Raw genomic sequence first — 21,005 nt, 5'->3', positions numbered from 1 at the left:
CCCGGAGCGCCTCGTGCCCCGGCTCTCCACCACCGCCTCCCGTCCGGGTGTCCGGGCAACAGAAAACCCGTGTCCACCGCAGTACGGTGGACACGGGTTGTCCCGGTGATTCGAGCCCGGCGGAGGCGCCTTAGCGGCGCAGACCCAGGCGGGAGATCAGGTCACGGTAACGGCTGACGTTGTTGTCGGCCAGGTACTGCAGCAGACCACGACGACGACCGACCAGCAGCAGCAGACCACGACGGGAGTGGTGATCGTGCTTGTGGAACTTCAGGTGCTCGGTCAGGGTGTTGATACGCGAGGTCAGCATCGCGATCTGTGCCTCCGGGGAGCCGGTGTCGGTCTCGTGCAGACCGTACTCCGACAGGATGGACTTCTTCTGCTCGGTGCTCAGAGCCATGAGATTATCTCCTGGTGTTTATTTCAGTCCACATGAAAGAATCCGCTGTTCCCAGCGTGGCGCAACTGTTGTGGACCACAGTCGCTTAAACCTCGCAACACCTTAGCAGATGCCGGCCGCAATCCCCTATTCCCACCAGGTCTCCCACACGTCAGCCCGGAGGGGCCCCTACTTCGCGGACTCCGCCAGCTTGGTCAGGCGGGTCATCAGCTCGTTCAGGAAACGCTCGACGTCCACACCGACGGCCACCTTGGCGGTCTTGACGGGATCGTTGAGGCGTTCTTCGTTGCCGATGGTGCGGCCCCGGGTCTCCCCCTCGGTGTCCACCTTCATGTTGATGTCCAGGCAGGTCACCAGCGACGGGTCCACCGCCACGGCGACGGCCAACGGGTCGTGCAGGCCGCAGCCGCCCAGGTGCGGCGCGGTGGTCTCGTAGGCCTTGATGTAGTAGTCGGTGGCCACCGCCAGGAAGTCGCCGCCACGGGTACCCAGCTCCCGCCACTTGGCGGTCTCCTCATAGGTGAGCAGGGTCTGCAGGGTGACGTCCAGGCCGATCATGGTGACGTCCCTGGCCGCCCGGAACAGCTCATCGGCAGCGTCCGGATCCTGGTTGATGTTGGCTTCCGCCCAGGGTGCGACATTGCCCGGCACGGTCAGGGCGCCGCCCATGATGACGATGTGGGCGTTGTCCGCGAAGCCCGGGTCCTGCCTGATGGCGGCCGCCAGGTTGGTCATCGGGCCGGTGGCCACGATCACCAGGTCATCACCGTGCTGCTTGACCGAGTCGATCAGGAAGTCCACGGCCGAGCCGTCGGCGACCTCGCCGGCCGGCTCCGGCAGCTCTGCTTCACCGATGCCGTTCTTGCCGTGGATGAACTCGGAGATCTCCAGGACCTCGAAACCGTCCCTGGTCGAGGCGTGCGGCAACCCCGCGTAGACGGGGACGTCGGTGCGGCCGAAAAGTTCCAGGATGGCCAGGTTGTTGCGGGCGCCGGTCTCCAGCAGCACATTGCCGTAGGTGCCGGTGACACCGATGACGTCCAGTTCCTCGGAGGCGAGTGCGTAGGACAGGGCGAGTGCGTCGTCGACGCCGGTGTCCAGGTCCAGAATAATCTTCTTGGCCACGGGAAAACTCCTCAATCAGATGAATGCAAAAACGGGGCCACACCGCGTGGTGTGGCCCCGGCCAGTGTATTAGTTCAGCGCGTCCCGGGTGTCGTCGACGTCTCTGGCGATTGCCGACAGCAGTTCCTCCACCGAGGAGAACTTCTCCATTCCCCGCAGGTGCCGCACGAAGGTCACGATGGCGGGGTGGCCGTAGAGATCAGCGGTGCGGTCGAGGACGAAGGACTCGACGCTGCGGCGTTCATCGCCGAAGGTCGGGTTGGTGCCCAGCGAGATGGCCGCCGGATACTTGACCCCGGCTTCCATGTCGCCCTGCACCGGGGCGTCACCGGTGATCTCGAACCAGCCGGCGTAGACCCCGTCCCCGGGCAGGGCCACCGAGTCCGGAAAGTACATGTTGGCGGTGGGATATCCCAGTTCCTTACCGCCCCGGCCGGCGCCGCGGACCACCGTCTCCTTCACGGAGTAGTCCCGCCCCAGAATCCAGGAGGCCTTCTCCACGTCCCCCTGCTGCAGGGCCCGCCGGGTCTCCGTCGAGGACAGGACAATGCCCTCCTCCGTCAACAGGTCCACGATGTGGATCTCGACGCCGTACTTCTCCCCCAGTTCACGCAGGGTCTCCGAGTTGCCGGCGGCCAGGTGCCCGAAGGTGAAGTTCTGCCCCACCACCACGGCCTTGGCCTTGAGTTTGTCCACCAGAATGTGGGTGAAGAACTCTTCCGGCGGCAGATCTGCCATCTCCTTGGTGAAGCGGAAGGCCAGCATGTGATCCACCCCCATCTCCTCGGCCAGGTCAGCGCGACCGGCGACCGAACCGAGCATGGGGGGCATCTTGTCGGGACGCACCACGGCCAGCGGGTGAGGGTCAAAGGTGGCCAACACGCTGGGCAGCCCCCGCTCCCGGGCACAGTCGGTCGCCGTGGAGATCAACCGCCGGTGGCCCCGGTGAACCCCGTCGAAGACGCCGATCGTCACGACGGATGCTGCCAGGTCCCGGGGTACTTCTTCTAGTCCGTGCCAAATGTCCACCGCTCCATACTAAGGCATAGACTGCCCGTATGACTGATGCGCTCTCCCGTTCCGGCCTTGTCGTCGTGGACAAGCCCGCCGGCCTGACCTCCCATGATGTGGTGGGCAAACTCCGACGGTTTTTCTCGACCAAGCGGGTCGGCCACGCCGGTACGCTGGATCCGATGGCCACCGGGGTGCTGATCCTCGGGATCGAGCGCGGCACCAGGTTCCTGGCCCACCTGGTCACGGCCACCAAAGCCTACGACGCCACCATCCGCCTGGGCGCTGCCACCACCACCGACGACGCCGAGGGCGAGGTACTCTCGACCACCTCTGCAGCAGACATCGACGACGCCGCGGTTGCCGCGGGCGTCGCCGCTCTCACCGGTGACATCATGCAGCGTCCCGCGTCAGTCAGCGCCATCAAGATCGACGGTAAACGTGCCCACCAGCTCGTCCGGGAGGGTGAGACGGTGGAGCTGCCCGCGCGGCCGGTGACGGTGAGCGAATTCACGGTGCTCAGGAGCCGTCGGGAGGGCGATTTCCTGGATCTGGAGGTGCAGGTGCGGTGCTCCTCGGGCACCTACATCCGTTCCCTGGCCCGCGACCTGGGCGAAGATCTCGGAGTCGGTGGCCACCTGACCGCCCTGCGCCGCACGGAGGTCGGCCCCTTCGAGCTGGCCGACGCGCAGACGCTGGAGCAGCTCGCGGACGCCCCCCGGCTGTCCCTGACGCTGGACGAGGCGTTGACGCGCAGCTTCCCGGTGCTCGATGTCACCGCGGAAGAGGGCGCGGCACTGGCCATGGGAAAGTGGCTGGAGCCGCGGGGGCTCAAGGGCGTGCACGCCGCTGTAACCCCCGAGGGCAAGGCCGTGGCCTTGATCAAGGAGAAGGGGAAACGGTTGGCGACGGTCTTCGTCGCCCGGCCCTCCACACTCTGAGAACCGCTCAGACCACAGCGGTGGTCGTCACGAAAAAGCCGTCCCGCTCGATCCACCGGCCGTTGATGAAGGGCACCGGCGTCGGGCGGACCAGCAGGTAGGAGATGAAGGTGCCGTCCTCGCGGATGTCGATCTCCGCCTGCTCGAAGCCGAGCCACCGGTGGGTCAACGGGAACCACGCCTTGTAGGTCGCCTCCTTCGCGCAGAAGAGCAGACGGTCAGCCGCAGGAACGCCGTTGTCCCGCAGTCGCTGGAGCTGACTGATCTCCCCCACCCGTGCGATCGAACCGAGCACCTCCGGCGGCAGTGGCTCCGCCGGCTCAGCGTCCAGCCCCATGGAACGGACCAGCAGACGCGGGGCGACCACCGCCGCCCGGAATCCCCGGGTGTGCGTCATGGAACCACACACGGACCCGGGCCACAGCGGAACGCCGCGTTCCCCGCGCAGGATGGGATCCCCGCTGTCATAGCCCAGCTGGCTGAGAGCCTGATGCGCGCACCAGCGGGCATCACCGAACTCCGACTTGCGCACGTCCACCGAATGCGAGACGAGGGACTGCTCGAGCGGATGCAGATTCCGGTAATTGCTCAGGTCAATCTCATCCGGGGCGGTCTTGACGTAACAGAAACGCGCCGCCGGGGGGAAGAGGCTGTGGTCAAGCACGGTCCGCCCCCTCCCCCAACACCGGGTACGGCCACTGCTGGACATCACCGTGCCGCTGCCACTCCCGCGGGTAGCCTAGCGAGACCTCGATGTGCGGGATGCCCGTGACATCCACGATGCCCGGCAGATGCAAATGACCGTAAATCACCGCGCGGGCTCCGTAACGCTCCGCCCAGTTGCGCGTGTGACGCGTCCCGCACCACAGGGCCAGCTCCGACCAGTGCAGGTCCTGGGTGGGCTCCTGCACCAGGGGCCAGTGGTTGATCAGCACGGTCGGGCCGTTGATCCGCGACAGGCGCTTGATCGAGTACGCCAGCCGGTCCCAGCACCAGGCGCGGACGTCGACGAACGGTGCGATGGCGAATTCGTCGGTCATCATCACCTGCCGCTGTTTCGCGGCCGCCACCGCCTGTTCCACGGTCATCCCCCGGGGGCGGAAGCTGTAGTCGTAGAGCGTGAACAACGGCACGATGGTCACGCCGTCGAACACGGGATAGGGGTCCTCGGGAGTGAGCACATCGATCTGCCGGCAGCCGTCCACCAGTTCGGTGTACTTGTCCCGGCCCTGGTAACGGTCCTGGGAACGGGAGAACAACTCGTGATTCCCGGGAACCCAGATCACACAGGCGAAACGCTCGCGCAACTCGGCCAGAGTCCGCAGCACCAGATCGGTGCGTTCGGCCACGTCGCCGGCGACGATCAGCCAGTCCCCCGGGTCCTCCGGCTGGATCGCCGAGATCCGCTGCCCGTTGGCCTTGACCGCGGCGTGCAGGTCCGCCACCGCCCACAGAGTTCTGCCCATCAGTTCTCGTCGCCCTTCTCCCCGACCGGACCGTCCCCGGTTCGCTCCACGTGCACCACAGCCCACCGCATCGACCGGAACCGCCAGACGACGGCGATCAGCCGGATGCTGATGAAGGCCAGCAGACCGCACCAGACTCCGGTCAACCCCCAGTCGAAGAGCAGCGCGAGCCACACACCAGGCACGAAGCCCAACAGCACGGACGCAATCGTCGCATTCCGCAGGAAGGCGGCATCGGCGGCGCCCAGCAGCACGCCGTCCAGGGCGAAGACCACCCCGCCGAGGATGATCATGAGCACCAGCAGCCACCAGGGTGAGGTGATCGCGGTCAGCACCGCATCGTCGGTGGTGAAGATCCCGGGGATCACCCCGGCCCCCACGGCAAAGACCACGCCCAGAAGCGCCGCGAAGATGATGGAATAGGCGGTCACCCGCTTGCCGACGGCCCGGGCGGCCCCCACCGAGCCCGCGCCCAGCGCGGCCCCGGTCAGGGTCTGCGCCGCGATGGCCAGGGAATCGAGCACCAGCGTGATGAAGTTCCACAGCTGCAACAGGATCTGGTGGGCCGCCAGCGAAGGGGCACCGAACCGCGCCGCGACGGCGGCGGCGGACAGGAAGGCGATCTGGAACGACAGGGAACGCAGGATCAGGTCACGGCCCAGCACCAGCTGCCGCCGGATGATCCCGCCATTCGGTGCCCACCCGCCGTCGTGACTGCGGAGCAACTTCGCCAGGAAACAGGCGGCGGTGATCGACAGGCCGACCAGGTTGGCCATCGCCGAGCCCTGGATGCCGAACCGGGCGACCAGGACCGGCACCAGGATCGCCCCGGGGATGACGCCGGCCAGCGTGTAGTACAGCGGGGACCGGGTGTTGCGTATCCCCCGGAGCCAACCGTTACCGGCCATCGTGACCAGTGACAATGGCACCCCGAAAGCGGCGATCCGCAGCCAGGACGTGGTCTCGGTGGCCACCGTCTGATCCCCGGTCAGCCAGAACGCCAACCACGGGGCGGCGGTGATGACAACCGCGGCGATGATCACGCCGACGGCCAGTGCCACCCACGTGGCCTGCACACCTTCGGCGATGGCGTCACGGCGGCGGCCCGCCCCGAACAACCGGGAGGAGCGGGCCGTGGTGCCGTAGGACAGGAACGTCAGCTGGGTGGTCACCGTCGACTGGATCGCGGTGCCGGCGGCCAGGGCCGCCAGCTCGAAGGCACCCAGTCTGCCCACCACGGCGGTGTCCAACAGCAGGTAGAGCGGATTGGCCGCGAGCACACCGAGCGTGGGCACCGCGAGCGTGAGAATCTGCCGGGCGGAGACCCGACCGGCGGCTGCGGAGGATGCGGTGGTGGCCTCACTCTCGGTCACGCGGGATCAGGCACTCCCATCCGCGCCAGTGCCGCCGTGAGATCGGCGCGCACACTCTCGATGCTGCCCTGCGCGGTGTAACCGGCCGCCGGCACATGGCCTCCGCCGCCGAGGGCGACCGCGACGCGGCTGACGTTGATCACGCTGGAACGCAGTGACACCGCCCAGAAGCCCGGGGCCATCTCCTTGAACACCACGCCTGCGTCCGTGCCTTCCAGGGCGCGCACGAAATCGACGAGCGACTCCACCGCGGCGTCGGAGTGCCCGGCGATCACGTCGCGTTCGGCCACCAGCACCGCGGCGGTCAGCGCCCCGATGCGCTCAGTCTCCACTCCGGCCAGCACGCGACCGATCATCTGCAGATCCACCAGGGACGTGCTGTCGATCAGGTCCACCCCGATCTGACGGCTGTCGATCCCGGTGCGCATCAATTCGGCAGCGAGCTCATGCATGGCCGGCCTACCCCACCGGAAACTGCCGGTGTCGGTGACCAGACCCGCGTACAGGCAATGGGCGATGTCCCGGTCCAACTCCACGTCAAGTTCCCGCAGCAGCTCCCGGATGACCGTGGTGGTGGACTCCGCTCCCGGGATCAGGAGGTTGACGATCCCGAAACCGGGGTTCGAGGCGTGATGGTCGATGACCAGGGTCTGTTCCCACTTCTCCGCGATCTCCCGGCTGAGCAGTCCCGTCCGGTCGATGGACCCGCAGTCCACCGTGATGACCAGGTCGACCTCGGGCAGGGTGTCCGCCAGCTCGATCTCCCGGGCCGCGGGGATGCTCAGCAGGTTGGCTGAGAACGCCATGGGCTGGCCGACCACCCCGACCGCCTGCTTACCCAGCCGCCGCAGCGAGAGCAGCATGGCGCTGACGGAACCGACCGCATCCGCATCGGAGCGGACGTGCCCGACCACCGCGACGCTCTCCGCCGCGCGGATCAGATCGGCGGCCCGGGTGAGCACTTCCGGGGAAAACTGTGTCAACGCGCTACTCTTCCCCGTCGGTCTTGTAGGGGTTCGCGTCACCGGCCGGCTTCGCGTTCTTCTTCAGTTCCGCCAGCTCCTCGTCCCGCGCGCGGGCCTTGGCCAGCAGTTCCTCCATGTGGGCGGAGGCCTCTGGGACGGTGTCGACCTCGAAGGTCAAGGTCGGCGTATAGCGGACGTTCAGGTCATCACCGACGATCTTACGCAGCTGGCCGCGGGCCCGGTGCAGGGCCTCGGCGGCACCTTCGTAGTCGGGCTCGTCCTCGAGGGTGGCGCCCCGCACGGTGTAGAAGATCGTGGCGTCATGCAGGTCTCCGGTCATCCGGGTGTCGGTGACGGTGACCAGTTCCAGGCGACGGTCCTTGATCTGTCGCTCAATCGCATTGGCCACAACGGTCTGGATACGTTTGGCCATCCGGGCGGCACGGGCTTTGTCAGCCATGTCGGACCTCTCCTTCTTGGGGCGGGTATGGACTTCCCGCAGATTCTACCCCGACCCGCAAACCCGCCCGGAAGTTCCCTGTCTTCTATCCCCGGCCGGGGTGGTCCAGGTCAGGACAACGTGGTGGAAGGCACCGATCGAGTCTATTTTGCCGGTGATTCTCCCCGTTCCGGGAAGGGTGGTCCCGGTCCGGCCACTGGGAGATGCCGCTGCCCGGAGTCAGTCGGTGCGTAGCCCGGGGACCGGCCAGGCACGGCGGGGCATGCGCTCCTGTTCGAAGGGATAGCCCAGGGAGACGTCGAGATGCGGAATGCCGTCAACCCGGATTTCCCCCGGCATGTGGAGATGGCCGTGGACCGCACCGATGGCGTTGAATTCCCGGGCGAAGGAGCGGGTGGCGGTGGTGCCGCACCACAACGCCATCTCCGGTTTTCCCAGGCGTTGCGTCGGCTCGACCACGAGGGGCCAATGGTTGACCAACAGGGTCAGGCCAGTGACGTCACCTAACCGGCGTCGGGAATACGCGACGCGTTCGGCGGACCAGGCCGGGATATCCACGTAGGGGGCGATGCGCAGTTCATCGTCCAGGGTCGCCCGGGCGAGGTTGGCCGCCGCCAGCGCCTGCGCGGCGTCGAGTTCCGGGGGACGAAACGAGTAGTCGTAGAGCGTGAACAGTGGGGCCACCGTTACCTCCCCGAACACGGGGTACTCGTCTTCCGGGGTGTCCACCCCGACGTCGCGGAGCAGCTCCACCAGTCGCCTGTACCTCGCCCGCCCCTTGAACCGGTCGCTCGGGCGGGAGAAGAGTTCATGGTTGCCCGGGGTCCAGATGACGCGCGCAAAACGCCGCCGGAGAGCGGCGAGCGTGTCGACGACGACGTCGATACGCTCGGCCACATCTCCGGCGGCGATGAGCCAGTCCCCCGGCCCCGCCGGCTGCAGGCGCGCGATGCGCTCGCGGTTGGCGGGCCAGGTGACGTGCAGGTCCGAGGCGAACCAGAGGGTGCGCGCCATGTTAGGTGCGCGGAACCTCGACCATCTCGAAGACCTCGATCTTGTCTCCGACGGCGATGTCCGGGTAGGACAGCACCATACCGCACTCGTAACCGGCCGAGACCTCGGTGACGTCGTCCTTCTCGCGGCGCAGCGAGTTGATCGTCGCCTTGTCGGTGACAACGTTGCCGTCACGCATGAGCCGGACAGAGGCGTTGCGGCGGACCTTGCCGCTCTCGACCATGCAGCCTGCGATCAGGCCGATGGCGGAGGCCTTGAAGATCGCACGGATCTCCGCGGTACCGACCTCGCGCTCCTCGTAGATCGGCTTGAGCATGCCCTTGAGCGCTGCCTCGACCTCCTCGATGGCCTTGTAGATGACGGTGTAGTACCGGACATCCACGCCCTCGGCGTTGGCCTCCTCGGTGGCCTTGCCCTCGGAGCGGACGTTGAACGCGATGATGATCGCGTCCGACGCCGCCGCCAACGTCACGTTGGTCTGGGTCACTGCGCCAACACCACGGTCGATGATGTTGAGCTCGACCTCGTCCTCCATCTCGATCTTGAGCAGGGACTCCTCCAGGGCCTCCACCGAGCCGGCGTTGTCGCCCTTGAGGATGAGGTTGAGGGTGCTGGTCTCCTTGAGCACCTTGTCCAGGTCCTCCAGGGAGACCCGCTTGCGGGAGCGGGCAGCCAATGCGTTGCGACGGCGCGCGTTGCGCTGGTCGGCGATCTGCCGGGCGACACGGTCGTCGTCGACGACCATGATGTTGTCGCCGGCGCCCGGGACACCGTTGAGACCCTGCACCTGCACCGGACGGGACGGACCCGCCTCGTCGACGTCCTCGCCGTACTCGTCGACCATGCGACGGACACGACCGTGGGCGTCACCGGCGACGATGGAGTCACCGACGCGCAGGGTACCGCGCTGAATGATCACGGTGGCCACCGGACCACGGCCGCGATCCAGGTGCGCCTCAATGGCGACACCCTGGGCGTCCATGTCCGGGTTGGCGCGCAGATCCAGAGCAGCGTCGGCGGTCAGCAGGACAGACTCCAGCAGACCGTCGATGTTGGTGCCCTGCTTGGCGGAGATGTCGACGAACATCGTGTCGCCGCCGTACTCCTCCGGCACCAGTCCGTACTCGGTCAGCTGGCCACGGATCTTCTCCGGCTGTGCCTCCGGCTTATCCACCTTGTTCACCGCGACCACGATCGGAATGTCCGCGGCCTTGGCGTGGTTGATCGCCTCCACCGTCTGCGGCATGACACCGTCATCGGCTGCGACGACCAGGATCGCCAGGTCCGTGGACTTGGCACCACGGGCACGCATGGCGGTGAAGGCCTCGTGACCCGGGGTATCCAGGAAGGTGATCTTCCGGTCGTAATCGTCGATGTTGACGTCCACCTGGTAGGCACCGATGCCCTGGGTGATGCCGCCGGCCTCACGGCCACCGACATTCGCCTTACGGATGGTGTCCAGCAGGCGGGTCTTACCGTGGTCGACGTGACCCATGACGGTGACCACCGGGGGACGCTTCGCGAGCTCTTCCTCCTCGCCCTCGTCCTCGCCGAACTGCAGGTCGAACTTCTCCAGCAGCTCCCGGTCCTCGTCCTCGGGGGAGACGACCTCAACCTTGTAGTTGATCTCGTCGCCGAGCAGCTGCAGGGTTTCGTCGGCAACCGAGGCGGTGGCGGTGACCATCTCACCCAGGTTGAACAGTGCCTGCACCAGTGCGGCCGGATCGGTGCCGATCTTCTCCGCGAAATCGGACAGGGAGGCGCCACGGCGCAGGCGAATGCTCTCGCCGCGACCGTCGGGCAGGTGGACGCCGCCGACGACCTTCGGCGCGTTCAGTGCCTCGTATTCATTCCTCTTCTGCCGCTTCGACTTCCGGCCGCGACGCGGTGCGCCACCCGGACGTCCGAAAGCACCGGCGGTACCGCCGCGACGGCCACCGCGGCCGCCGCCTCCGCCGCTCTTGAAGCCGCCACCGGGGCGACCGCTGGCGCCACCCGGGCGGCCACGGCCACCGGGTGCGGACTTCTTCGGCATCTGCGCCGGGTTCGGGTGCGCCGGCATCATCGCCGGGCTCGGGCGGCTTCCGCCACCCTGCTTTTCGCCACCCTGCTGCGGGCGACTGTCACCGGTGCGCTGACCGCCACGACCGCCCTGGGCACCGCCCGGACGCGGGCCGCCACCGGGACGCGGGCCGCCACCGGGGCGCGGACCGCCGCCCGGCCGCGGTGCCGGACGACCGGCGCCGCCGCTGGAGAACGGGTTGTTGGCCACGCGGGGAGCACGGCCACCGGGCTTCGGACCCGGCTTCGCCATCGGCCGCGGCATGTTCTGACCGGGCTTCGGGGCGGGCTTGGGGGCCTGGCCGGGCTTCTCGTCGGACTTGGGCGCAGCTGCAGCGGCGCCGGGCTTCGGCGCCTGGCCGGGCTTGGGAGCCTGCCCCGGCTTCGGGGCAGCGGCCTTGGCGTCCGGCTTGGGGGCCTGGCTGGGCTTGGGGGCCTGGCCGGGCTTCTCGTCGGACTTGGGCGCAGCTGCAGCGGCGCCGGGCTTCGGCGCCTGGCCGGGCTTGGGAGCCTGTCCCGGCTTGGGGGCCTGGCTGGGCTTGGGGGCCTGGCTGGGCTTGGGGGCCTGCCCCGGCTTCGGGGCAGCGGCCTTGGCGCCGGGCTTCGGGGCGGACGGGGCTGCTGCCGCATCGTCCTTGGCATAGTGGGTCCGCATCTTCTTGACCACCGGTGGTTCGATGGTCGAGGATGCGGTCTTGACGAACTCGCCCTGCTCCTTGAGCGTGGCGAGCAGTTCCTTACTGGTTACGCCGAGCTGCTTTGCGAGCTCATGTACGCGTAGCTTTCCGGGCACTTCTCTCCTCTGTGTATTGCTAGGAGCCGAAGGCCGGGAAAGCGGCCTTGACACCTAGACTCGATAGTTGACGTTCATCGCTGATGCTTCATCGTGTGCTCATCAGTGTTCGGTCTTCCTTATAATGTCTGTTCCCGCAGCTTGAGCCGCGAGATAGGCTCGTACCTGACCGGTGTCCACGGTTGTGGACACCCGAAGCGCCCGCCCGAAGGCACGACGCTGAACCGCCAGCTCGAGTGCGGCGAGGTCCGGGGTGATCCAGGCTCCCCGACCGGGTAACCGGCGGGCAGGATCCGGAATCAACCGGGCATGGTCCTCAGGATCGACGACCACCCGCAGAAGCTCAGAGTCAGGCTTCCGCTCTTTAGAGGCGATACAAGTACGAAGACGGATGCGCTGGGGTGATCGTTCACCTCGGCAGATCTCCGTCATTCGACTCCTCTCACCGGACCCGTACTCTTCGGGTCCCTAAGTATTCAACCTCGGCCTTGCCGGATTCATTCCCGCTGCCCGACCGACGAGCCGACGCAGCTGGAATGGACCACCATCGCATGTGGGCCGTCTAGGAGTTTACGCTAAAGTCACTCAAATTTGAACTTACCCCCGCAACTGACCGTCTCCCGTGTGTCCGCAGGTCTGCTGCGGTGGGGCGATGTCCCCCACCGGGTCCGGTAGCCCGCGTGCACCGCCACCCCGACTTCATGGGCCGGTGCGGCGAACCGGAAAACCCGGCCGGCGGGAAACACCCTGCCGACCGGGCACCGCTCTCCGGGGTCCTCCCCGGCCCGTAGCCGCTAGTTCACGTCAGAGTGGATGTCGATTTTCCAACCGGTCAGCCGGGCAGCCAGCCGGGCGTTCTGCCCCTCCTTGCCGATGGCCAGGGAGAGCTGGTAATCCGGCACGGTGACCTTGGCGGTCTGAGCCTCGGCATCGGTGATCTCCACCCGCACCACCTTGGACGGGGCCAGGGCGTTGCCGACGAAGACCGCCGGGTCCTCGGAGTAGTCGATGATGTCGATCTTCTCCCCGCCGAGTTCCTTCATGATGTTGGACACCCGCTGGCCACGCGGACCGATGCAGGCGCCCTTGGCGTTGAGGCCGCGGGCCCGGCCTGCCACGGCAACCTTGGAGCGGTGGCCGGCTTCTCGCGCGATGCCGATGATCTCCACGGAGCCGTCGGCAACCTCCGGAACCTCAAGCTCGAAGAGGCCGCGCACGAGTTCGGGGTGGGTGCGGGAGAGGTTGACCTGGATGTTGCGGGTGCCGCGGTTGACGCCGACGACATAGCTCTTGACCCGGTCGCCGTGGTTCAGCCGCTCGCCCGGGATCTGCTCCGCCGGCAGCAGGATGCCGTCCTGGGCGTCGATCTCCGTGCCCAGCTGCACCACGACCATTCCCCGCTGGTTGGCGTGGGCGTCCCGCTGGACGATGCCCGAGACGACCTTGCCTTCGTAGCCGGTGTAGGCCTCGAAGGCGCGGCCCGCCTCAGCTTCACGCATGCGGGCGACGATGGCCTCGCGTACGGCCTGGGCTCCCACCCGGCCGAAGTTGGCCGGGGTGTCGTCGTACTCGCTGTCGACCTCACCGTCAGCATCGAACTCGGTGACGATGACGTTGACTGATCCGGTCACTGAGTCAATGTCGACGCGCGCCTTGGATTCGGTCCCCACCTCCCCGGTCCCGCGAAATTCGCGGTAGGCGTGCAACAGCGCTCCGGCGATGGTTCCGAGCAGGTCATCGACCGCAATTCCCTTCTCGGTCTCGATGGCCTTGAGCGCGCGCAGATCAATATTCACTTGTCGTCCTCTCCCCGTTCCAGGGCATCCTCAAAGTTCAGGCCGGTCAGGTCAAGCTCCTGCGCCGGCGGTTTCGCGAATTCAAGTTCTACCACTGCGGCGGGAGTTTCCGTAAATTCCAGGATTTTCACCTGCGGCTGTTTCTTGTCCCGACCCACCAGGACAACAGCGCCCTCATCTGCGCGGAGGGCTCCGATCCGCCAGGTCTCGGACTTGCCCTCGATGGTCAGTTTCACCAGCCGGTGGCGGTTGCGACGCCAGTGCCGCGGTGCCGTCAGCGGCAGATCCACGCCTGGTGTGGAGACCTCCAGGGTGTAACCGGCACCGAAGTTGTACCGCCCGTGGGTTTCCGCGTCATCGAGCACCGTGGAAACCTCCTGGGAGACCACCTCCAGCTGATCCAGGTCCGGCCGGGAATCGGAGCCCAGACCGATGGCGACGACCGACTTCCTGCCGGCCCGGGTGATCCGTACCGTCTCGACGTCCATGCGGTGCCGCTCCGCGACCGGGGTGATGAGTTCTGTCAACTGCTCGACGCTGGGGAATGCCATGCTGTCCAGCTTATCCTGGGCCGGTAACATCACTGCACGTGTACCGACGTCTGCTCCCTCTAACCGCGCTCATCACCGCAATTGCAGCGGCGGTGAGCTCCTGTTCGCTCGTGGACGTACTCGGCCCCCGACCCGATGCCGACCTATTGGAGCTGGCGGAGCAGGCGCTCAAGGACGAGCGTTCGGCGGCAGAGACCGATCCGGAATTGGCCGAGCTACGCGGCAACCAGGCCGAGGAGCTGCTTGCCGAGATCACCCGGCTCTGCGGCACGGACCCGGCGGGAAAGCTCCCCTCCACCTGCGAGGTCACCGAGCAGAACCTCGATCTCAGCGACCAGGCGAACAGCCCGGCCGCCGACATTCCGGCGCAGGCCCTGTCCCAGGTGTTGACCGCGGTCGAGGACGTTCCCGAGGACTCGGTGGATCTGCTGACCGTCCAGGCGGTCGAGTTGGCCACCGCAGACGGCGACACGAGGCTGCCGGAACCGCCGGTGATCAGCGACGAGGAGGATCTCGCCGCCGCCCGGACGCTGCTGGAGGAGGAGTACGCCATCGAATACGGGCTCGGCGTGGCGGCCGCCTTCGTCGCCGCGGGGGATGCCGCGCTGCTCGAGGACACGCTCGCGGCGACCCGCGAGCGCATCCTGGCGCTGCAGCTGCTCCTGCAGCCGAGTGACGACGTCCCGTCCGCCCAGCCGGGATACGAGTTCACCGCCGCTCCCGCGCCCGTCGATGAGGCATCGACGGAGGACTTCCTCACGGCCGTGAGGACCGGGGAGGAGGCACGGTGGGAAGCGGCCGCAGCCAATGCCCAGTCCCTGGAGTGGCGCGACTTCGCCGTGGCCGCGGCAGCCCATGCCGGAGCCGGTCAGCTGCCGGCGGCCTGATCCGGGACGGTGTCGATGAACGTCTCCATTGCTGCCACGACACCGCGCAGGTAGTCCGTGACCGCGGTCTGTTCCGAGACGGACATGTCGTGGACCACCTCATCTGTTCTCAGGATCATCGGCCAGATGACGTTCATCACCTTCTCCGCGGCCGCCGGCAGGGGGCGGATCAGGGTCCGCCGGCGGTCAGCCGGATGCGGGACGCGCTCGGCGTGTTTGCGCCGGACCAGCCGGTCGATCACGGTGGTGGTGGCCGCGGCACTGAGATGGAGCTGCTCGGACAGCTGGGTGGGAGTCAGCTCTCCCTGGTTCATCAGAATCTGCATGGCCTGCAGGTCAGTGTCATTGGTCTCGAGCTGGGTGCGGGCTAGGTATTCCACGGCGTCATTGAGCACCAGGACGCGCCGCAGCAGACGCGAGGCCTCATGCAGCGGCGCGTGGGAACTCTGGCCGGGCTGCGACGGTTCCGGCCGGCCATCATCCGGGGTATGGGCTGGGGCCACGGTGATCCCGTCTCCTTCACTAAACCGTTGACTTTATATTTCGAAGTTCACATTGTACGGTTATCGAATAACGTGCCGTACGTCACTTCCCGTAAATCCTATCGTTCGAGGAACTGACACACCGCTGAAAGGTGCCGCTATGAGCGCATCCGTGCTCCGACGCTTCCGCTGGTTGACCCTCCTGCTCCTGCTACTCGGCGGAGTAGTCATGGGAATCGGCGCCGCCGGGCTGCCTGACGACGCCCAGGGCATGCTCGCCGACGACGCCGACTCGACCGAGGTCTCCCGCCTCCTCGAACAACGGCCCGGTGAGGACAGCGGCGCGGCGATCGTGTTCTTCAAGTCCGAGGACGGCCCCCTCGACATGGCCGCCGTCGGGGCCAGGGCCGAGGAGCTGGGTGGCCGACCGGTTCCCAGCGAGGACGGCAGCTCCGCCATTGTGCCGGTCGAGGTCTCCGCCGATTCCCTGAGCGGAAATTCCGAGGCCGTCGCCGAGCTACGGGCCGCGGCGTCGGCGGATCTGCCCGACGACATTAGTGCCCGCGTCACCGGTCCCGCCGCCATCAACGCCGATCTCGCCGGGGTCTTCGAGGGCGCGAATTTCCTGCTGTTGGGCGTCACCGGCATTATCGTGGCGGTCCTGTTGATCGTGACCTACCGTTCTCCCGTCCTGTGGGTCATCCCGCTGCTGGTGATCGGCATCGCTGACCGGGTGGCCGCGACGGTGTTCACCTGGATCCTCGACGCGTTCGGCATGACCTGGAACGAATCCACCGCCGGCATTCTGTCGGTGCTGGTGTTCGGTGCCGGCACCAACTACGCGTTGCTGCTCATCTCCCGCTACCGCGATGAGCTCCACCGCACCGCCGACCGCTTCACCGCCATGTCCCGGGCCTGGCTCCCGACCGCCAAAACCGTGGTGGCCAGCGCCGTGACGGTGATCATCGGCGTCGCCTGCCTGCTGCTGTCCGACACCCCGGCCACCCGTGGACTGGGGGCGGCCACCATGGTCGGTATTTCGGTGGCGGTGCTCTTCGCGCTGTTCGCCCTGCCCGGCGCCCTCGTGACCTTCGGCCGGTGGATCTTCTGGCCACGGCGACCGGAACCCGGCACCGAGGTCACCCACCGGCTCTGGGACCGGGTCGGCTCTCTTGTCCGCGGCCGCCCCGCCGCGGTCACCGTTGTGTCCCTGCTGGCACTGGCCATCTGCTGCATCGGCGCCACCCAGATGTCGATCGGACTGAAGCAGGAGGACCAGTTCATCGACACGCCGGAGTCCATCACCGCCGCCGCGGATCTCGCCGAGGCATTTCCCGGTCAGGACGCCACCCCGGCCATCGTGGTGACCCAGCAGCCGGAGGATGTCGGCGCCCTGCTGGAACGCACCGGCGCCACCGTCACGGCGGCGGAACCCGCCGGCGACTGGGCCGTGTTCAACGTCTCGGGCGTGCCCAACGCCAGCACCGAGACCACCGAACTGCGGAGCCAGCTGGAAGGCACCGACGCGTTGGTCGGCGGCTCCGACGCCGAGCTGCAGGACACTGAGGAATTCTCCGCGGACGACCGCATGCTCATCTTCCCGCTGGTCCTGCTGGTGGTGCTGGTCGCCCTGATCGCGCTGTTGCGCTCCCTGCTGGCACCGGTGATCATGGTGGCCTCCGTGCTGCTGACCAATGTCGCGGCACTGGGGCTGGGCTGGTGGATCTCCTCCGGGGTCTTCGGCTTCGACAACTTCGCCGACACCACTCCCCTGTACGCCTTCGTGTTCCTGGTGGCGCTCGGCATCGACTACACCATCTTCCTCATCACCCGTACCCGGGAGGAGACCAGACGGGTCGGCACGAAGGAAGGTGTGCTGCGGGCACTGTCCTCCACCGGCGGGGTCATCACCTCGGCCGGCATCCTGCTGGCCGCGGTCTTCGCCGCACTCGGCGTGCTGCCGCTGGTGGCGTTGGCCCAGGTCGGCATCGTGATCTTCCTCGGCGTGCTGCTGGACACCCTCGTGGTGCGCACACTGCTGATCCCCGCGGTGGTGCAGCTGCTCGGCGACCGGTTCTGGTGGCCCGCGAAACTGGGGGCCCAGAGCCTCCGGAGCGGGGATCCGATGTCTGCCACGGAGCCCGGGGCCGATTAGACCCCGTTGCGCGGCTGACGCCGCTCAGCGCCGGTCGGGGCACATCAGCGCCGGTCAGTGTCCTCCCAGATCCGCCACGCCCCCTGGATCATGGGCAGCTGCAGCGGCAGACGCAGCCATACCCCGGCCTGCTTCCACCACACCTTCTTCCGCCATTGCCACGTCATGTAGAAATTCGCGGGCCAGACCGCGGTGAGAAGGCCCGCAGAGAACAGGCCGCCCAGGCGTCGGGTCCGCGGCACAATCAGGAGAGTCGCGGCGCTCAGTTCCGCCACACCGCTGGCGTAGGTCCACCATCGGGCGGGCCCCGGAATCTGGGGTGGGACGATCGAGTCGAAGGGTTTCGGCCGGACGAAGTGCAGGACACCCGCGCCGAGGAAGGTGGCGGTCAGTAGTTTGCGCATGTTTCCCGAGCGTAGGCCGAAACCACGCCATTGTGCCAGCGGCACCCCGCGGGAAACACTGCAGGGAGGAACCGGTCCGGCTCCTCCCTGCAGTGGTGATTCCATGCGCCGGTCAGCGTTCGCGCACCAGCTCCGTGATCTTCGCGACAATCTCGCCGGCAGGTACCTCCAGGGTCTCTCCCCCACGGATGCGCAGCTCCACGATGCCGTCGGCGAAACTGCGGCCGAGGATCGCGGCGAACGGCATTCCCAGTAGCTCGGCGTCCTTGAACTTCACACCCGGGCTGACCTTGGGACGGTCATCGAGCAGCACCTCAATGCCCGCGGCGTCCAGGTCCCCGGCCAGCCGCTCGGCTGCCTCCCGCGCCGCCTCATCCTTGTTCGCGATGACCACGTGCACCTCGAACGGGGCCACCTCGACCGGCCAGCTCAGCCCCTTGTCATCGTGGCGCTGCTCAGCCAGGGCCGCCACCAGGCGGGAAACCCCGATGCCATAGGAACCCATGGTCGGGATGGAGCGCTTGCCGTTCTCGTCCAGGATCTGGACGTCAAATGCCTCGGTGTACTTACGCCCCAACTGGAAGATGTGTCCGATCTCGATGCCGCGGCGCAGAGTCAGCGTGCCCTGGCCCGCCGGTGCCGGGTCCCCCTCCTTGACCTCCGCGGCCTCGATGAAGCCGTCCGGGGTGAAGTCACGGCCGGCGACCAGCCCGACGACATGGCGGTTCTTGGCGTCGGCGCCGGTGATCCATGAGGTGCCGGTGACCACCCGCGGATCGGCCAACACCGTCACACCATTGGCCTGCAGGCCGCGGGGACCGACATAGCCCTTGACCAGGAAGCCGGACCTGGCGAAATCGGCGTCGGCGGCCAGCTCCACCGTGGCGGGCTCCACGGCCGCCTCCAGACGTTTCATGTCCACTTCGCGGTCCCCCGGGACGAGGATGCCGGCCAGTTCCGGCTCCTCGCCCGGTCGGGTCAGCTTGACGATCACGCACTTGAGGGTGTCGGCGGCGGTGACGGCCCGGCCACCGACGGTGACGCCCGCATCATTGGCCCAGTCCACCAGGGCATCGATGGTTTCGGCGTCCGGGGTGACATGGTCCACGGCCTCGGGCTGCCCCGCGATCGGCAGCTCTTGGCCGGGCTGGGTCACCACGGCCTCGACGTTGGCGGCGTAGGGGCCGTCAGTGGCGCGCACGAAGGTGTCCTCACCCGTCGCGGAGACGGCCAGGAACTCCTCGGAAGCCGAGCCGCCCATCGCGCCGGAGGTGGCGGCACAGATGACGTAGTCCAGTCCCAGGCGGTCGAAGATGCGCTGGTAGGCACCGCGGTGGCGGAGGTAGGACGCGTCCAAGCCCTCGTCGGACATGTCGAAGGAGTAGGAATCCTTCATGATGAACTCGCGGCCCCGGAGCACCCCGGCGCGTGGGCGGGCCTCGTCCCGGTACTTGGTCTGCACCTGGTAGAGGGTGACCGGGAAGTCCTTGTAGGACGAGTACAGGTCCTTGACCACGGAGGTGAACATCTCCTCGTGGGTGGGGCCCAGTAGCATGTCGACGTCACGTCGGTCCTTGAGCCGGAACAGTTCGTCGCCGTACTCCGTCCACCGGTTGGTGGTTTCGTAGGGCTCACGCGGGAGCAGTGCCGGGAAGCTCAGCTCCTGGCCGCCGATGTTGTCCATTTCTTCGCGGACAACCTGTTCCACCTTGCGCAGCACCTTGAGTCCCAGGGGCAGCCAGGTGTAGACACCGGGGGCCGCCCGTCGGATATAACCAGCTCGCACGAGCAGCTTGTGGCTCGGCACTTCCGCGTCCGCTGGATCTTCTCGCAGCGTACGCAGGAACAGGGTGGACAGACGTGAGATCATGAAGCATTAATATACCGCCTTAGCTGGGGTGTGCCGCGTACGGGGGCACTTTTTCCCCGGCGTTTCCCCGGGTGGAAATTCTGTCTCCATTCCATGGGCCGCCAACGGGAGGCCGGTGCAGAGCGGACGGGCCGGGAAACTAGGCTCAGCGGTATGCTCATCGTGCTTCCCCCCTCCGAAACCAAGGCCTTCGGTGGCCACGGACCGGCGCTGTCCGCGGCGTCGTTGACCTTCCCCGAGCTCAATGACACCCGGCACGCCATCGCCACGGATCTGGTGGCGCTGTCACCGGACCGGATGCAGGAGGTGCTGGAGCTCAGCGACCGGCTGCGTCCGGAGGTCGAGGCGAACCACTCCCTGCGGGAGTCGCCGACGATGCCGGCGATCCACCGCTACACCGGGGTGCTGTATGACGCATTGGATGCGGCGACGCTGTCCGATGCCGCGCTGTCGCGGCTGGCCATCGGTTCGGCGTTGTTCGGGGTGGTCGGTGCTGCTGACCTGATTCCGCACTACCGGCTGTCCGGGAGCACGAAACTCCCCACCGCCGACGGTGCCACCCCGACGATGAAGGCCCGGTGGGGCACGGCGATCACCGAGGCCCTGGCCAGCGTGGACGGCCTGGTGGTGGATCTGCGCAGTGGCGCCTATCAGCAGCTGGGAAAGCTTGCCGACGCCGTGACGGTCCGGGTGGAATCGCTGCGTGCGGACGGCACCCGGAAGGTGGTCAGCCACTTCAACAAGTTCTACAAGGGGCAGCTGGCCCGGGTTCTGGCGCAGGCGGACAAAGCTCCCGTGGACGCGACCGGTGTGGCCGAGATCGCCCGGCAGGCCGGCATGACGGTCGAGGAAGGCACGGCGAAGACAGAGACGCTGACTCTCGTGGTGTGACGGGGTGGCCCGGGCTGGGTGCAGCACCCGCTGCCCGTCTCCTCGGCATCCACTACCTTTCGGGGTATGAACCAACGCGTATCACACGGGCAATCGGCGGCGCCTCCGGCCCCGCGAGAGGAGCCGCAGCGCTAACACTGGCCGGATCCCCTCGTACTGGCCTGCGGAGTTCTGCCGATGCTGGTGGTCTGCCCGATCGGTAGTCGCTATCCCGGTGAGCAGGCGAGGTATTTCTCGTTGGTGCTGCTGCTGACCGGGTTCATCCCGCTGCCGGCCACCTTGATCCGCGTGGTTCCGGGGCGGGGCCGGAGCTGTCGATCCTGTCCACCCTCGGGGCGGTGGTGGCCGTGCGGATCAAGA

The 21,005-nt window shown here is 67.3% G+C and carries 20 protein-coding genes; 4 read left to right on the top strand and 16 right to left on the bottom strand.

Annotated features, from left to right (window positions below; translation table 11 throughout):
• Positions 1 to 130: 130 nt before the first annotated feature.
• The 3 genes from rpsO to ACQCVD_RS00645 form a co-directional block, all read right to left on the bottom strand.
• On the bottom strand, positions 131 to 400 hold the full coding sequence (rpsO, locus tag ACQCVD_RS00655; RefSeq protein WP_426821759.1) for a 30S ribosomal protein S15: 270 nt from the start codon (positions 398 to 400) through the stop codon (positions 131 to 133).
• Positions 401 to 568: 168 nt separating this feature from the next.
• A complete protein-coding gene (locus tag ACQCVD_RS00650; RefSeq protein WP_426821758.1) occupies positions 569 to 1,525 on the bottom strand; it encodes a nucleoside hydrolase in 957 nt (318 codons plus the stop codon).
• Between the two features lie 69 nt (positions 1,526 to 1,594).
• The gene (locus tag ACQCVD_RS00645; protein WP_426821757.1) at positions 1,595 to 2,554 is read right to left on the bottom strand and encodes a bifunctional riboflavin kinase/FAD synthetase; all 960 of its coding nucleotides are present in this window, start codon (positions 2,552 to 2,554) and stop codon (positions 1,595 to 1,597) included.
• A gap of 29 nt (positions 2,555 to 2,583) precedes the next feature.
• Here ACQCVD_RS00645 and truB point away from each other — a divergent pair, with 29 nt between their 5' ends.
• Entirely contained in the window at positions 2,584 to 3,477 is an 894-nt protein-coding gene (gene truB / locus ACQCVD_RS00640; RefSeq protein WP_426821756.1) for a tRNA pseudouridine(55) synthase TruB, read from the top strand.
• A 7-nt stretch (positions 3,478 to 3,484) separates the two neighbouring features.
• Here truB and ACQCVD_RS00635 read toward each other — a convergent pair whose 3' ends face one another.
• The 10 genes from ACQCVD_RS00635 to rimP form a co-directional block, all read right to left on the bottom strand.
• Positions 3,485 to 4,141, bottom strand: a complete 657-nt coding sequence (locus tag ACQCVD_RS00635) for a 4'-phosphopantetheinyl transferase family protein (RefSeq protein WP_426821755.1) — start codon at positions 4,139 to 4,141, stop codon at positions 3,485 to 3,487.
• Positions 4,134 to 4,943 carry a metallophosphoesterase family protein gene (locus ACQCVD_RS00630; protein ID WP_426821754.1) on the bottom strand — a complete coding sequence of 270 codons (810 nt, stop codon included), beginning with the start codon at positions 4,941 to 4,943 and terminating at the stop codon, positions 4,134 to 4,136. Before ACQCVD_RS00630 ends, ACQCVD_RS00635 begins: the two co-directional genes overlap by 8 nt.
• Positions 4,943 to 6,316 carry an MATE family efflux transporter gene (locus tag ACQCVD_RS00625; RefSeq protein ID WP_426821753.1) on the bottom strand — a complete coding sequence of 458 codons (1,374 nt, stop codon included), beginning with the start codon at positions 6,314 to 6,316 and terminating at the stop codon, positions 4,943 to 4,945. The genes ACQCVD_RS00630 and ACQCVD_RS00625 overlap by 1 nt, the downstream gene beginning before the upstream one ends.
• Complete coding sequence (locus ACQCVD_RS00620; protein WP_426821752.1) at positions 6,313 to 7,299, bottom strand: DHH family phosphoesterase; 987 nt, start codon at positions 7,297 to 7,299, stop codon at positions 6,313 to 6,315. Before ACQCVD_RS00620 ends, ACQCVD_RS00625 begins: the two co-directional genes overlap by 4 nt.
• A 4-nt stretch (positions 7,300 to 7,303) precedes the next feature.
• Positions 7,304 to 7,741 (bottom strand): 30S ribosome-binding factor RbfA, encoded by a 438-nt coding sequence (gene rbfA, locus ACQCVD_RS00615; RefSeq protein WP_426821751.1) that lies wholly within the window; start codon positions 7,739 to 7,741, stop codon positions 7,304 to 7,306.
• A gap of 219 nt (positions 7,742 to 7,960) precedes the next feature.
• Positions 7,961 to 8,755 carry a metallophosphoesterase family protein gene (locus ACQCVD_RS00610; RefSeq protein ID WP_426821750.1) on the bottom strand — a complete coding sequence of 265 codons (795 nt, stop codon included), beginning with the start codon at positions 8,753 to 8,755 and terminating at the stop codon, positions 7,961 to 7,963.
• Position 8,756: 1 nt separating this feature from the next.
• Complete coding sequence (gene infB, locus ACQCVD_RS00605; RefSeq protein ID WP_426821749.1) at positions 8,757 to 11,609, bottom strand: translation initiation factor IF-2; 2,853 nt, start codon at positions 11,607 to 11,609, stop codon at positions 8,757 to 8,759.
• 102 nt (positions 11,610 to 11,711) lie between these two features.
• A complete protein-coding gene (locus tag ACQCVD_RS00600; RefSeq protein ID WP_426821748.1) occupies positions 11,712 to 12,041 on the bottom strand; it encodes a YlxR family protein in 330 nt (109 codons plus the stop codon).
• A 362-nt stretch (positions 12,042 to 12,403) separates the two neighbouring features.
• Entirely contained in the window at positions 12,404 to 13,405 is a 1,002-nt protein-coding gene (gene nusA, locus ACQCVD_RS00595) for a transcription termination factor NusA (RefSeq protein ID WP_426821747.1), read from the bottom strand.
• Positions 13,402 to 13,956: a ribosome maturation factor RimP gene (gene rimP / locus ACQCVD_RS00590; protein ID WP_426821746.1), complete on the bottom strand. Its 555-nt coding sequence runs from the start codon at positions 13,954 to 13,956 to the stop codon at positions 13,402 to 13,404. The genes nusA and rimP overlap by 4 nt, the downstream gene beginning before the upstream one ends.
• 38 nt (positions 13,957 to 13,994) lie before the next feature.
• On the opposite strand from rimP, the gene ACQCVD_RS00585 reads away from it, so the two are divergent.
• Positions 13,995 to 14,843, top strand: coding sequence for a hypothetical protein (locus tag ACQCVD_RS00585; protein WP_426821745.1), 849 nt, complete (start codon positions 13,995 to 13,997; stop codon positions 14,841 to 14,843).
• Here ACQCVD_RS00585 and ACQCVD_RS00580 read toward each other — a convergent pair.
• Positions 14,825 to 15,346: a MarR family winged helix-turn-helix transcriptional regulator gene (locus ACQCVD_RS00580; RefSeq protein WP_426821744.1), complete on the bottom strand. Its 522-nt coding sequence runs from the start codon at positions 15,344 to 15,346 to the stop codon at positions 14,825 to 14,827. The two genes, ACQCVD_RS00585 and ACQCVD_RS00580, sit on opposite strands and share 19 nt — an antisense overlap.
• A gap of 139 nt (positions 15,347 to 15,485) precedes the next feature.
• Here ACQCVD_RS00580 and ACQCVD_RS00575 point away from each other — a divergent pair, with 139 nt between their 5' ends.
• Entirely contained in the window at positions 15,486 to 17,480 is a 1,995-nt protein-coding gene (locus tag ACQCVD_RS00575; RefSeq protein WP_426821743.1) for an MMPL family transporter, read from the top strand.
• 44 nt (positions 17,481 to 17,524) lie between these two features.
• Here the strand turns inward: ACQCVD_RS00575 and ACQCVD_RS00570 are convergent, their stop codons facing one another.
• Positions 17,525 to 17,884 (bottom strand): DoxX family protein, encoded by a 360-nt coding sequence (locus tag ACQCVD_RS00570; protein ID WP_426821742.1) that lies wholly within the window; start codon positions 17,882 to 17,884, stop codon positions 17,525 to 17,527.
• 112 nt (positions 17,885 to 17,996) lie between these two features.
• Entirely contained in the window at positions 17,997 to 19,754 is a 1,758-nt protein-coding gene (locus ACQCVD_RS00565; RefSeq protein WP_426821741.1) for a proline--tRNA ligase, read from the bottom strand.
• Between the two features lie 153 nt (positions 19,755 to 19,907).
• On the opposite strand from ACQCVD_RS00565, the gene yaaA reads away from it, so the two are divergent.
• The gene (gene yaaA / locus ACQCVD_RS00560; RefSeq protein WP_426821740.1) at positions 19,908 to 20,645 is read left to right on the top strand and encodes a peroxide stress protein YaaA; all 738 of its coding nucleotides are present in this window, start codon (positions 19,908 to 19,910) and stop codon (positions 20,643 to 20,645) included.
• Positions 20,646 to 21,005 lie beyond the last annotated feature (360 nt).

Origin of the sequence: Corynebacterium halotolerans (assembly GCF_050107895.1) — a bacterium.
Classification (GTDB): Bacteria; Actinomycetota; Actinomycetes; order Mycobacteriales; family Mycobacteriaceae; genus Corynebacterium; species Corynebacterium halotolerans_B.
Note: the sequence above shows the minus strand (reverse complement) of the source record. Positions and strands in the feature narration are given on the sequence as shown.

Bases quoted from the DNA above. Each gene is read 5' to 3' on its own strand.
- truB (WP_426821756.1), top strand. From the start codon at position 2,584: ATGACTGATGCGCTCTCCCGTTCCGGCCTTGTCGTCGTGGACAAGCCC.
- rbfA (WP_426821751.1), bottom strand. From the start codon at position 7,741: ATGGCTGACAAAGCCCGTGCCGCCCGGATGGCCAAACGTATCCAGACC.
- ACQCVD_RS00630 (WP_426821754.1), bottom strand. From the start codon at position 4,943: ATGGGCAGAACTCTGTGGGCGGTGGCGGACCTGCACGCCGCGGTCAAG.
- ACQCVD_RS00575 (WP_426821743.1), top strand. From the start codon at position 15,486: ATGAGCGCATCCGTGCTCCGACGCTTCCGCTGGTTGACCCTCCTGCTC.
- rpsO (WP_426821759.1), bottom strand. From the start codon at position 400: ATGGCTCTGAGCACCGAGCAGAAGAAGTCCATCCTGTCGGAGTACGGT.
- ACQCVD_RS00610 (WP_426821750.1), bottom strand. From the start codon at position 8,755: ATGGCGCGCACCCTCTGGTTCGCCTCGGACCTGCACGTCACCTGGCCC.
- ACQCVD_RS00570 (WP_426821742.1), bottom strand. From the start codon at position 17,884: ATGCGCAAACTACTGACCGCCACCTTCCTCGGCGCGGGTGTCCTGCAC.
- rimP (WP_426821746.1), bottom strand. From the start codon at position 13,956: ATGGCATTCCCCAGCGTCGAGCAGTTGACAGAACTCATCACCCCGGTC.
- yaaA (WP_426821740.1), top strand. From the start codon at position 19,908: ATGCTCATCGTGCTTCCCCCCTCCGAAACCAAGGCCTTCGGTGGCCAC.
- ACQCVD_RS00600 (WP_426821748.1), bottom strand. From the start codon at position 12,041: ATGACGGAGATCTGCCGAGGTGAACGATCACCCCAGCGCATCCGTCTT.
- ACQCVD_RS00565 (WP_426821741.1), bottom strand. From the start codon at position 19,754: ATGATCTCACGTCTGTCCACCCTGTTCCTGCGTACGCTGCGAGAAGAT.